The sequence below is a fragment of the Soehngenia saccharolytica DSM 12858 genome (genome assembly GCF_059568515.1).
Genome location: NZ_JCANTN010000017.1, coordinates 1 through 13,528 on the forward strand (window position 1 = coordinate 1; position 13,528 = coordinate 13,528).

The 13,528-nt window shown below is 28.0% G+C and carries 10 protein-coding genes and 1 rRNA gene; 2 read left to right on the plus strand and 9 right to left on the minus strand.

What is annotated here, in order from left to right; all coding sequences use genetic code 11:
• Nucleotides 1-229: ribosomal RNA gene (locus tag BO51_RS05930) — 16S ribosomal RNA — on the minus strand; the annotation flags it as partial.
• A 334-nt stretch (nucleotides 230-563) separates the two neighbouring features.
• Between BO51_RS05930 and BO51_RS05935 the strand changes: the two genes are divergently transcribed.
• Nucleotides 564-1,457, plus strand: coding sequence for a selenium metabolism-associated LysR family transcriptional regulator (locus tag BO51_RS05935; RefSeq protein WP_496484887.1), 894 nt, complete (start codon nucleotides 564-566; stop codon nucleotides 1,455-1,457).
• Here the strand turns inward: BO51_RS05935 and BO51_RS05940 are convergent.
• From BO51_RS05940 to BO51_RS05975, 8 genes are all read right to left on the minus strand, one after another.
• Nucleotides 1,444-2,085 (minus strand): response regulator transcription factor, encoded by a 642-nt coding sequence (locus BO51_RS05940; RefSeq protein WP_496484889.1) that lies wholly within the window; start codon nucleotides 2,083-2,085, stop codon nucleotides 1,444-1,446. The genes BO51_RS05935 and BO51_RS05940 overlap by 14 nt on opposite strands.
• Nucleotides 2,086-2,121: 36 nt before the next feature.
• Nucleotides 2,122-3,651 (minus strand): histidine ammonia-lyase, encoded by a 1,530-nt coding sequence (gene hutH / locus BO51_RS05945; RefSeq protein WP_496484891.1) that lies wholly within the window; start codon nucleotides 3,649-3,651, stop codon nucleotides 2,122-2,124.
• 122 nt (nucleotides 3,652-3,773) lie between these two features.
• Nucleotides 3,774-4,802, minus strand: a complete 1,029-nt coding sequence (locus BO51_RS05950; RefSeq protein WP_496484893.1) for a LacI family DNA-binding transcriptional regulator — start codon at nucleotides 4,800-4,802, stop codon at nucleotides 3,774-3,776.
• A 20-nt stretch (nucleotides 4,803-4,822) separates the two neighbouring features.
• On the minus strand, nucleotides 4,823-10,105 hold the full coding sequence (locus BO51_RS05955) for a diguanylate cyclase (RefSeq protein ID WP_496484895.1): 5,283 nt from the start codon (nucleotides 10,103-10,105) through the stop codon (nucleotides 4,823-4,825).
• A 21-nt stretch (nucleotides 10,106-10,126) separates the two neighbouring features.
• Nucleotides 10,127-10,564 carry a MarR family winged helix-turn-helix transcriptional regulator gene (locus BO51_RS05960; protein ID WP_496484897.1) on the minus strand — a complete coding sequence of 146 codons (438 nt, stop codon included), beginning with the start codon at nucleotides 10,562-10,564 and terminating at the stop codon, nucleotides 10,127-10,129.
• Nucleotides 10,565-10,581: 17 nt separating this feature from the next.
• Complete coding sequence (locus BO51_RS05965; RefSeq protein ID WP_496484899.1) at nucleotides 10,582-11,466, minus strand: diacylglycerol/lipid kinase family protein; 885 nt, start codon at nucleotides 11,464-11,466, stop codon at nucleotides 10,582-10,584.
• A 166-nt stretch (nucleotides 11,467-11,632) separates the two neighbouring features.
• Nucleotides 11,633-12,103, minus strand: coding sequence for a methyl-accepting chemotaxis protein (locus BO51_RS05970; RefSeq protein WP_496484900.1), 471 nt, complete (start codon nucleotides 12,101-12,103; stop codon nucleotides 11,633-11,635).
• A 15-nt stretch (nucleotides 12,104-12,118) separates the two neighbouring features.
• Nucleotides 12,119-12,568: a YtxH domain-containing protein gene (locus BO51_RS05975; protein WP_496484902.1), complete on the minus strand. Its 450-nt coding sequence runs from the start codon at nucleotides 12,566-12,568 to the stop codon at nucleotides 12,119-12,121.
• Nucleotides 12,569-12,728: 160 nt separating this feature from the next.
• Between BO51_RS05975 and BO51_RS05980 the strand changes: the two genes are divergently transcribed.
• Nucleotides 12,729-13,526: a histidinol-phosphatase HisJ family protein gene (locus BO51_RS05980; RefSeq protein ID WP_496484904.1), complete on the plus strand. Its 798-nt coding sequence runs from the start codon at nucleotides 12,729-12,731 to the stop codon at nucleotides 13,524-13,526.
• Nucleotides 13,527-13,528: the final 2 nt, after the last annotated feature.

Sequence of the window (13,528 nt, forward strand, 5' to 3'; positions counted from 1 at the left end):
GCTTTGACTTATCTTTCATGCGAAAGTTAAGTTTCATATGGTATTAATCCCAGTTTCCCGAGGCTATCCCTTTGTGAAAGGCAGGTTGCTCACGCGTTACTCACCCGTCCGCCGCTAAGATATATTTAAGTTCTGTCCGAAAACTTCACTTAAATATACTTCGCTCGACTTGCATGTGTTAGGCACGCCGCCAGCGTTCGTCCTGAGCCAGGATCAAACTCTCATTTAATAGTTTGATTTAGCTCAATTACTTCTTATTTTTTTAAAATTAACTTTGTAGTTTATTCAAAGTTTCACACTGTTTAGTTTTCTTGGTTCGTTGCCGCTCTCTTGGCGACTTTGTTAGTATACCAAACTGATTTTTAGTTGTCAATGGTTTTTTTAAAGTTTTTTTAAATTAGTTAAACCAGTTAATCAGTAGATGCTAACATTAGTTATGATACAATTTTTGCTTTTCTATGTCAATAGTCTTGTAGATAATTTAATATAGTTTTATGACTGGATATTATTTCTTTTAATTGATATAATTCATATGAAAATATCTATGTAAGTGAGATGATTAAATGGACTTTAGACAATTAAGAACCTTTATAGAGGTCGCTAAGCTAAAAAGTTTTTCAAAAGCAGCACAAAAATTATTTCTAACCCAACCTACAGTGAGTAGCCAAATTTTAAATTTAGAAGAAGAATTAGGGTGCAAACTATTTGATAGAATGGGTAAAAACATAACTTTAACTCAAGCTGGACAAATATTTTATGATAAAGCTATTGAGATTATAAACACATATGATAATTTAAAATTTGTAATAGATGAATACAATAATTCTATTGTTGGCACATTAGATATTACTTGTAGTAGCGTACCTAGAAAACACTTTCTACCGAAAGTGATAAGTGAGTTTAATTTACAATATAAAGATGTAAAATATAGAATTAGTGAATTAGATTCAAAGAAAGTAATAGATAATATCATTGATGGCTACTATGACTTTGGTATAGTTGGAACTGAATATGACATGCCAAACATTAACTTTGTACCGTTAATGAAAGATGAACTGGTTCTAATATCGCCAGCTTCCTACGAGATCAATTCCCCTTTCTTGAATTTAAGTGATATAGTCAACTATAATTTCATAATTCGAGAAAAGGGTTCTGGAACGAGAGATATTATTGAAAACGCTCTATCTTCGAAGTCATATAGCTTTGATTCATTATCTGTTATAGCATATTTAGAAGACAATGAAACTATAAAAAAATTCGTTGAATGCGGATTAGGTTTAGGATTTATTTCTAAATATGAAATTGACAATAACTTGAATAAAACCTATAGAATGCACAAAATAAATAACTTATGTTTAGAACGATATTTTTATTTAGCATATCATAAAATAAGGACTCTTAGCCCTTTAAGCAATAAATTTATTGATTTTTTACTAGAAAAATCTATTTTTCGTTGATTTTTTGGGAAAAAATTATAGCTTCTGTCCTACTATTTATGCCTAATTTTTTGTATACAGATGTTAAATTATTCCTTACTGTTTTCTCACTTATACATAGTCTATCTGCTATTTCAATATTAGAATAGCCCTTGGAAAGTAAAAAGAATATTTCATACTCTCTATTTGTAAGGTGATACACTTTTTTTATATCATCAATATATTCATTGTTAGAATTATTTTGACTTAGTATAATTGTTAATGAGGGGTCAATATAAAATTCATTTTTAAAAATGCTGTCAATCATGTCTAAATATATTGACCTATTAGATTTTTTATGGATATAACCTTTGAATATTTTATTTTCTATGTAAAAATTATGAGTCGCTGATAGTTCATTAATCATAAAAATAGTTGAATGATTTATATTTTTATCAATTGCCATTCTGATGATGCCGTTTTCATTATCTTCTTGAAACTCTGGGCATATTAAATAGAAGTCTGCATCTTTATCTAATATTGCTGAAACTTTATCATATCTATAAGTATAATCTAAAATATTAATATTTTCTTTTTCTTCTAATATCTTAATTAACCCACAGATAAATACTTCTTGTGGGTCAATTAAGATTATGTTCTTTTTAGACATGGCAACATCTCATTTCTGAATAAACTAAATTTAATGCTATATATCTATTATAACATTATTCTCAATTTCTTTTAATAAAGTGCCATTAGAAATAATTTCTTCAACTTTATTTATATCATTATACATTATTCTGTCATTTCCTAATTTAGGGATACTATTTCTAATTATGCTATAAGCGATACTTGTCCCTTTCCCTAATCCTTTATTGCCTCTTAAATCAATTGCTTGACATGCGGTTAGTATTTCCATGGCTAATACTTTTCTTACATTTTGAGATATCTCAAATGCTTTTCTTGCAGCAATTGTTCCCATTGATACATGATCTTCTTGGTTTCCTGAAGATGGAATTGAATCGACACTTGCTGGGTGTGCTAAAACTTTGTTTTCAGAAACTAGTGCTGCAGCTGCATATTGAACAATCATGAATCCAGAATTCACTCCACCATTAGTAGTTAGAAATGGAGGAAGTCCACTATTCAATGATGGGTTTACAAGCCTCTCTAATCTCCTCTCAGATATATTGGCTATTTCAGATAAAGCAATGCCAAGAAAATCCATAGCTAAAGCAACTGGTTGCCCATGAAAATTCCCTCCGGAAAACACTTCGTCTTCATCAGCAAATATTAATGGATTGTCTGTGGCAGCATTCATTTCTGTCTCTAATACATTTTTCACGTAATTGAAAGCATCTTTCGAAGCTCCATGTACTTGTGGTACACATCGAATAGAATACGGATCTTGTACTCTTAAATCACCTTGTCTAGTGGTCATCTTGCTGTTTTCGAGTATTCTCAATAAATTCATCGCAGTCTTTATTTGTCCATCATGTCCTCTAACTTTTTGTATTTTTAAATCAAAAGCATCAGTGATACCATTTAATGCTTCAGTAGTCAAAGCACATGATATATCCGCTAATTTCAATATATTTAACGCCTCAAAGAGTGCAATAGATCCTATCGATGTCATTACTTGAGTCCCATTTATAAGAGCTAACCCTTCTTTAGCTTGAAGTTTTACGATATCAATATTAGCTTTGTTCATTGCCTCCAAACCAGACATTCTACAGCCTTTATAAATTGCTTCACCTTCTCCAATCATTACTAGAACCATGTGAGCTAATGGTGCTAAATCTCCACTTGCGCCTAAAGATCCCTTTTCAGGAATAATCGGATGAACTCCTTTATTTAACATTTCGACAAGAGTATTTAATGTTTCAATTCTTATACCAGAATATCCTTTAGAAAGAGCATTAACTCTAAGCAACATTATGCCTCTAACAGCTTCCTCACTCAGAGGATTCCCAACTCCACAAGAATGACTAATAATCAAATTCCTTTGTAAATCCATTGTTTCATCATTACTTATTAATACATCGCTAAATTTCCCAAAGCCAGTTGTTATACCATACACTACTTTTTCATTATTGACTATTTCTTCAACATATTGTCTAGATTTAATTACTTTTTCAGTTGCTATTTGTGATAACTTTATTTCTTCACCATATTTAACAACTCTAATAAATGATTCTAAATTCAAGCTATTCCCATCAATAACAATCACTTTCAAAATCCTCCTTTTAATTTAATATATTAATATAATAAAGCTAGTAAAAACACCACATTAAATAATGTGGTGTTTTTACTAGTTTTTATTTTATCCTTTTTCATATAAATCCCAGCTTTTTTAGCTTATTTATTGTTAATTTCAATATTCAAATCTTTAACAGAGTCCCTAACTATTAGTTGTACAGGTAATTCAATTGTTTCTTCTTCCGAATCTTCATTGCTGAGTATTTTTGATAATTTCCTTACTGAAACAGCGCCAATATCATAATATGGCTCCATTATTGTTGTAAGCTTTGGTCTTATATATGATGCGATTGAGATATTGCCATAACCAACAATAGATATAGAATCTGGAACATTAATATCATGATCATAACAATAATTAATTAGACCTATAGCTATCTCGTCATCACAGCAAAAAACTGCTGTTATCTTTTTCTCTTTTATGTCATTCTCAATTTTTTCCCCAAATTCATATCCAATTGATACTGTGTGGCCGTCTATTTTATATATGTTTTCTGGCTGATTTAAATTCTTCATAGCATCTTTATATGCTTGTAATTTATGCTTTTCTATAGTTAGCTCTATATCTTTTTCTTGCGTTACATAAGCAATGCTTTTATGACCACATTCAATTAAATAATCCATCACTTTTTTGCTTGCTAAATAATTATTTATCCTCACGGTATGACTTTCTAGGACATTATAATATTTATTTAAATATACAAATGGAATTGTAGCAAATTTCAAATAGGAAATAACATCTTCATTGTATATTTCTGATAATAATATAATAGCAGCAACTTGCTTTTGCAATAATAGTTGGGTAAATTTCTCTTCTGCTTCTTTATCACCATAGGTGCTGCATAGTAGGATGTCATAATTATACATATGTCCTAATTCCTCTATCCCTCTGACTATTTGCGCAACATATGAACTCCCAATATCGTCAACAATAACGCCAATTATGTTAGATTTTTTTGTGACGAGGCTTCTTGCTATTTCATTTGGTCTATATCCTAGTTCATCAATTGCTTTTATAACCTTTCTCCTTGCTTCAGGGCTTACAGGCTTAGACTCGTTAATTACCCTTGAAACAGTTGAAATTGACACCCCAGCTTTTTTGGCAACATCTTTTATTGTGACAGCCATTTACCCACCTCATTTCATATTTAATTTATCAATATATTCCCAGAGAAAATCCCGCTTATTAAGTCCACATAATATATATCTTGCTCACCAAATTCTTTGTTTTTTAAAGATGTTTCAAGATATGCTACTGCTTTAACTTCATCTTTTATGATTATTGGCACGGATAGTATTGAATATATTTTTTTATCAAATTTTATATTATTTGCGTAATCTTTATTCCAGTCAATAAAACATTCAGGCATTTTATTTAATCTTACCCTATTAACTATTTCTTCGTCAATTGCAAGATTTCTTTCTGCATTATTGTTTTCTTTATACTTAGCATATTTTTTTATATCATCATCTTTAAATAAAACTAAAGAAGCGTAATCTGCATCTGTTCCTAATATTAATTTAGTTAAATATATTGATATTTTTTCTTCTATACTTAAATTGGTTTTATATAGTTTAGATATTTCAATCATATTGACAACACTTTCAAAATCTTGAAGCAAACTTTCAGCATTAAGTTCCAGATTGTAATTTTTAAAATCCTTTATTTCTACCATTTCTTCATTCCAAATAACAACAGAATTCCTCCCTTTTACTTCTTTGGCAAAATATAGAGCTTGATCAGATTTAAAAATCAAATCATCTAGCAAATACCCATTAGTAGGAAAATGAGCTATTCCAATGCTAATTGTAACAGAAATGTCATTTTTAGTATAAACATACTCTTCAATAGACTTTCTCAACTTTTCAGCGACTCTAAAGGCACTACGTGGATCTACGTCCTGAAGTAAAATTAGGAATTCTTCACCACCGTACCTTCCAATTATATCAGTATCTCTAACATTTTTCTTGGAAATGTCTACTATTTTTTTTAAGACTTCATCACCAAATTGATGCCCATATGTGTCATTTATATTTTTAAATTTGTCTATATCTACCATGAGTAAAGCAAATTCCATATTTGTATCGTTATATTCTCTTATTAGTTTATCAGCTAATTCCATTACTTTTTCTCTTGTGTAAGCCTTGGTTAATATATCAATATTTGTTTTATTGAATAGTTTTTGATTTTGTATGTTAAGATACAAAATATTTGAAATGCCTTTAATAGTCGAATATCTAGTAAAATCAATCCTATTAAGTTTGCTTCTAGATTCGATATATAGATACCCCAATATTTTCTTTTGCTGAATTTTGGCAGATTTTCTTTTCTCATATTTTATAAATTGTTCTGATAGTCCATCAAACAATGGAATTGAAATTAGAGCTTGTATGTTATTTTCTATATACTGTTCATATGTTGCCTCTGTATTTATGCCTAAATTTTTATTATAAATTACTTCATTGCCTTGTAAAACATAATTTTCTATTATGCCATTTGATTTATCTATGCTTATTTTTGTGTCATAAGATAAATATTCATCCTCTTCTGTATCATCGTTGGCTAATATTTTCACAAAAACTTTTTCTGTATTAGTTATTGCTGAAATATATTTCATGATAAGTGATAAGTTGTTATCGTTCTTGTCTGTAAAAAATGACAATAATAATTCTACCGATGTAAATTTCTTCATGGACTCGCCATTGTAAAAAATCTTGTTAAATATATCATTAGGTAAATCATTTACAAATCTGTTCAGATCATTATCATTCAGTTGCATCGAATAATGATCTAATTCTATGCTAAATTCATTCTTAAAAACTGCTCTTATTGATTCTATTATTTCATTTCGATTGTAACGCTTGTATATAAGCTGTTTTAAATCATTATTTTCTAATCCTTCGGTTGCTTTAGATAAAAAATCTAGCATAAATAATGAAGACTTTAATAAAGTAAAATGATCCTTTAATGTATATGAGAATTTTGCAACAAACATATAGTAAATTATTGTAGGCAATACAAGCTTATTCTTATTCTCAATTATTAGGGTTAATATCTCTGATTGATTTATAGAATTCATGCTTCCAAATTTTTTTAATATCGAATAGTCGTAGTAAAACTTATTAGTTACATTTATTTGATCAATATCTTTGTAATAAGCTAATAGTTCATTGAAAAAATCGAATTCATCAAAATGCAATGCAAAAGATGCAGTTTTAAGAAAAAAATCGGCTTGATCGTATTTGTTCGCTTTTGTTGAAAATTCTTCAATTATATTTAATGCAGATAATTTATCGAATTTTCTATTTACTATAATATCTAAATAGAATTTCCTTACTTTTGCCCTAGAAAATATCTTTAAACTTGAATTTTTAGATCTTCGCATTGCTATATCACAAAACTTAATCGCCAGCTTTAAATCACCAAATTCATAATAAAAAAGAGATAAAAATTCTGAGTAATTGACCAATATTTCTTTATCTAAAATTGGTTGTGCTTTATTCATTTCTCTTAAATCTTCATAAATCTCGTATGCCTTCTTAAATTGCTTTGTATAAAGCATTACAAATCCAGTATTTATCATCACATAAAATAATAAGCTTCTTTCTTTAGTATGTTGACATATTTTAAGAGCTTCACTTAAGTAATGTTCAGCTTTTTCATAGTCTCTAGTTGTAATATATGATTCAGCTAAGTTATTCATAAAATTACCAATTTTATTGTTTAATCTATACTCCTTTAGTATATCAATGCACTTTAGATAATATTCTATTGCTATATCAGTTCGTCCATAATTATCGCCATATTCATTCGCAATATTATTGAGTGGTTTTACTACATCAAAAGGTTTGTCGGAGCTATTAAAATATTCAATACTACGGTTATAGTCTTCAATCGCTTCAATTGAATAACCTTCAGTATATTTGCAAATGCCTCTGAGATTGTATAAGTCTGCTAAATACAATGTTGCATTTCTTTTAATAGCTTCATCTATAGCAAAATTAACAGTTTTGTTTGCAGCCTCGTTTTCTCCAGTACCCATAAAATACACTGATTTTATATAGTAATATCTAATTAAGTTATTGTCATCTATTTTATCTAAATGTGATTCAATATCTTCAAATAATATTGTTGCCATATGGGATTTATCAGTTCTTATATATATTTCTAGTAGAAGTATCTTCAAAATAGCAGAAGTGCCTACTGACATAGCTTTTGATAAATACAATGAGTTGTTTATCTGATCAATTATTTTTTTAGATTCTTTATATTCCCCTCTAATATTATAAATATCAGCAAGAGCAACTAAAATTTCTAATTCTTTAATCACATTTTTGTTTTGAATCATTGAATAGCATAACTCTAATATCTTTATGAATGAATCAGAATATTTATTATTTTCTTCTTTTCTTTTTTCACAAACAAAATTGATTAGTAAATCAAATTGAGATGATGCACTCAGTTGATACATTAACTCCAAAAAATTATAGTTTTTACCGCTATTTTTTTTGTTTACTATTAAATTAGCAATTCTTTGATGATATTCATTCTTTTTATCTTGATCCAAAGCAGCATATAATGCCCACTTTAACTCTTCATCAATGAACTCTATCAATTCTATATTGTCACTTTTTACTAGATATAATATTCTCTTTTTTAATAATGATTCTAGAATTTCGTTTATTTTATTTAAATCATCGTTTACTGCAAATAAATAATCGTTATATATATTCCCATCAACACAAGAGATTAAAGATAACAAATTCAACTCTTCTTCAGATAGGCTATCTAAAACAGTTTTAAACCTTTCTTCAACATTTTTAGGAAATATTAGATCATCATAATCGTCAATTCTTAGTGTCCAGTTTCCAGTATTATTCATATAGATGATATTTGAATCATATAAATACCTCAATAAAATTTCAATATACCTAGGATTTCCTTTAGATTCCTTATATATTTTTTCAGCAAAAGTATATGGGGGATATCCCATTCCAAGTATTTTTTGAACGAATTTTTCTGTATTTTCTTTATCCAAATTATTTAGTTGATATTTAATCATAAATTTATTTTCTATCCAGTAGTCAACATAAGTGTTAAAATCTGCAAATGTAGTTGATTCGCAAGATGAAAACACAAAAAACACTCTTTGTTCCTTGAATCTGACAAGTAGGAAGTCTATTAGTTCCAAAGTTTCTTTTCCAACATTGTCTAAATCATTTATTACAAAATATAGTATTTTGTTTTTATAACGTTTGATGATGAATTCTACTAAAGTAGAAAATAGATTATGTCTCTCATTTGATTTTCCTAAATTATATGTATCTAATCCCTTATCCGTTGAAATTGTTAAAATATTATTTTTATTTGAAAAATCATATAATATATTTTGAGAATCAAGCATTTTGAACATGAAATCATTTAAATTGTTGTTTAATGGATCATAACTTGAAAAATCAAAATAAATAGAATCTCTCAAATTAAGTTTAGCCAACCTAACCCATTCATTTAATAAAATGCTCTTTCCAGTTCCCTTTTTACCGCTATAAATAATTGATTTTTCTTTTAAAATGTTGTCTTTTAAACCAGCATCAATATTATGATACATTTCTAAATAACTTTCCAAACCAACTATTGTGCTATCAAAATTAAGATATCCTCTCTCTCTTTTATAATCAATTACATAATCAATATTAAATATAGATTTTATATTGTTTATTAACTCCAATAAAGAAATATCTCTATATTGAGGATTAGAGTTTGTTAATTTATCAACATAATTTTTTAACACTTGATAGTGCTCATAATTATCTTTCATTAAGTAGAGTAAGTAATTTTTAATTAAGTAGCCCAGCGAATAGTTATCAGACATTGAATCTGCTTTATATTTATTTGAAAAAACTTCAGGTGCAATATATTCGAAGTAATCTTCATATCTATTGAAATTATATTGCAGTTCAATAATGCTTGATATATTTAACAGTTTTACCTCAAATTCATCAGATATAAAAATCATCTCAGGATTTAGTATTTTTATAGAAAAGCCTCTAAAGTGTAAGAAATCTACGATTTCCAATACTTTTATAATTATTTTTGCATAATCATTTATGTCTAATACTTCCAATTTTGATAGTCGCTGCCAATTGCAATATTCAGATGATATTAAATACAATGGTGCGTTTATTGATTTAAGATCAATAGTCTTAACCACATCAAATTCATAAGTTTTTAATAAGTTCTTGTGATTTATACTAATGTATTTAGGAAAATTAACTATATAGTCATCTATTAATGATTTATCTATATGTTTGTTTTTAATCTTGATAAATTTTAGATTATCATTGAACCGAAGAGATTCAGCAATGTATGCTTCATCATTCCTATCTCTCTTATATTTTTCTAAAATACGATAATCATTTATTAAATACATAGGAAAACTCCTTCATAAGCCTTAATTTAGTTCTTCACTCATGCTTTTATATAATTTCTCTAATGCATTCATCAAATTCTCTTTTTCTTCAATACTTAAATCTTCAAGTTTATTGTCTAAGAATTGTACTCTTCTCTCCATAACTTTATTTAATACTTCATTGCCCTTTTCAAGAGTGGTCACCCTCACAACCCTTTTGTCTTTTTCATCACGTGTTCTCTTTACTAATTCACTTTTTTCCATTCTATCAATTAAATCAGTTATAGTACTACATGCAAGATCCATTTTTTGGCTTAGTTCGCTAATAGTCATTCCACCTGAATTTATTAAAATTTGCAAAGCAGTAAACTGAGGTGCTGTCAAATTGTAGTCGTTTAAAATCATTCTTCCGTTTTTTCTTACAATATAATCAATTTTCCTTAAATATTTCTCAATTGCTTCAACATGATCACTTTTCAAATTGCAAACCTCCTTAATTAAACTAAAATCTCTACAGCATTTTGAATTACATCAAATTTAGCTGGTAATTTACCGCCATATTCTCCATCTATATCAATGGTTACATTGTTATCTGAATTTATTTCAATACTTTCAGTTTTAAAATAGATAACTTTAGGGTGTTTTACATGTTCTCCTGTAAAAACACTGAGGAATATATTAGCTAATTCTCCCATTTCAGCTTTTTTTATAATAACAACATCTAGTAGCCCATCTACTATTTCAGCTGTAGGTGCTAATTTTTTAAATCCTCCTATTGATGAACTATTTGATATCAAAAAAAGCAATATATCCTCCTCCAAGACAAATTCAGGTGTTTTAATTTCAACCTTAATTGGTTCTAATCTATCTATCATCAATTCCCTTAATCCTTCTAAATAATAAGCAGTCCTTCCTAAAATTGCTTTTATTTCTGGTTGAGCAGTATGTGCAACGCTTGTTAATAGACCACCAGCCGCAACATTAACAAAATAATTATCTGCTATCCGTCCTACGTCTATGGAAATAACTTTTTTTCGCCTTATTAACTCATAAATTCCAGTAATTGACCTTGGCAATTTTAGATATTTAGCAAAATCGTTTACAGTACCACTGGCGATTATTGTAAAAGGAATTTTCTTTTCACTAAGCATTAAGCCTTTTACAACCTCATTAACTGTTCCGTCTCCTCCACATACTACAATTAAGTCAAATCCAGATTTACAAGTTCTCATTGTTTCATTTACTGCATCATCTTTCCCTTTAGTATAGTATTTCCCGACAACATATCCATCATTTAACAATTTCTTTATTAAAGAATCTATTTTTCTATCCATTAATTGTCTTCCTGATGATGGATTAATAATAAACTTAATTCTTTCCATTATTATTCTCCTGTCTTAATATGCATATGAAAAAAATGTATTTAATTTATATTGTTAGTATATCAATTTTTTTACAATTAGCAATAAAATATTTAAAAAAACCTCCAAGTAAGCAATTTAAGTAATAATTTAATTGCTTACTTTGGAAGCATCTGACAAAAAATGGTTATTTTTTAAAAACAGATTTTATAACATCAAGAATCTCTTTTAATATCTCAACATATAAAGTCACATCTTTTAAAGTGTCCGATATACCAACAGTAGTATCGACAATTGAATCTACAACGACGTCAACAGTATCACCAATTTTTCTAGTTGTACCATCAATTACATTTGTCACGTTATCGACTTTACTTGTTATATCATTAACATTTTTAACTACATCAGTTAAATCATCTTTTACATTAAAAATAATCTCATCTACTTTTTGAGTTATGTTTTCAACATTATCAGTAATCTCAGGTAATTTTTTAAGGGCTGAATCTAATTCTTTAGAATTTGATTCTACTATACTGGTAGCATCTTTGACTATCTTATATACTTTGTTTAGTATTGCAATAATATATCCCAAGACACCTATCCCAAGCAAGAATAGTATTAACTGGAGAAGATCTCTTAGGGTAAAAGTAATATTCATACCCATCCTCTCCCTTTATTCTTTTATTATCTTTTCTATATTCTTTTTCTTTTCTTCAACAATTTCTTTAGTATCATCTACTGATTCCTTAACTTCTTCCTTTATTTCTTCTGATTTAGCATTGATTTTTTCTGCTTTCTTTTCTACTTTAGTTTTCTCTTCTTCTATTTTATCTTTTGTTTCTTCTACATTCTTTTGAAGACTTGATTTTATTTTCTCGTATTTCTCTTTAGTCAAATCAATTCCTTCCTCTACTTTTTCCTTAACATTTTCAACTACTTCCTTACTTGTATTTGCTATATCCTCTCTTGTTTCCTTTCCAGATTTTGGTGCAAATAACAAGCCAGCAACGGCACCAAGCGCAGTTCCAATAGCTGTACCAACAGCAATATTTTTAGCTGTTTCTTTCTTTTTTTCTCTTTCTACTTGTTTTTTCTTTTCTTCAATAATCTTATTCAATTTCATTTATTTTACCTCCTTTAGAATTTCTAAATAATTGATACCCATTTGAACGCTATATAATCAAACTTATGTATTTGACTGATAATCATATGATATCATATTGTTTGTATTTTTAACAACTATAGTGTAAAATTATTATGTAATAAAAATGAGGAGGATTCATATGCTTGATTTTCATATACATAGCGATTTCTCAGTTGATTCTAAAGAGTCCCTTGACAATATCGCAAAAAAGGCTATTGAAAGAAATTTAAAGTATATATGCATCACAGATCACGTTGACTTTGAATCATCAATTGATGGTGCTGACATTATGTTTAGGCCAGATGATTATTTTAGAGATTTAAGAAAATTTAAACACAAATATAAAAATGACTTGGAAATACTAATAGGCGTAGAAATAGGCATACAACCAAATCTATACAATAGATATGATGAATTTATTAATAATTATCCTTTTGATTTCGTAATTATGTCTATTCATTCTATTGAAGGCAAAGATATCTTTAATAGTTGGAATTCTGAAAATGCTGACTCGCATTTACTAGTTGAAAAATATTATGATCAAATGTTAGAGTGTGTTACAAATTTCAATAACTATGATACTCTAGGGCACATAGATTTCATTGATAGGTATTTCAATATCCAAGATATTTACGACAATTCTAACATAATAAATGATAAGATAAGTAAAATATTGAATGTGCTAATACAAAATAACAAAGGATTGGAGATCAATTCTGCTTCTTTAAGGTATAATCTAGAATTTGTTCATCCAAAGCCTTCAATATTGAGTTTGTATAGAAAATATGGAGGAGAAATAATAACCTTTGGATCAGATTCACACGTTTGCGAATATGTTGGATATGAATATAAAACTGCAGAAAAAACATTAAAAAATTTGGGATTTAAGCATATATATTATTATAAACAACGAAAGAAATACCCTGTAAACATATAATA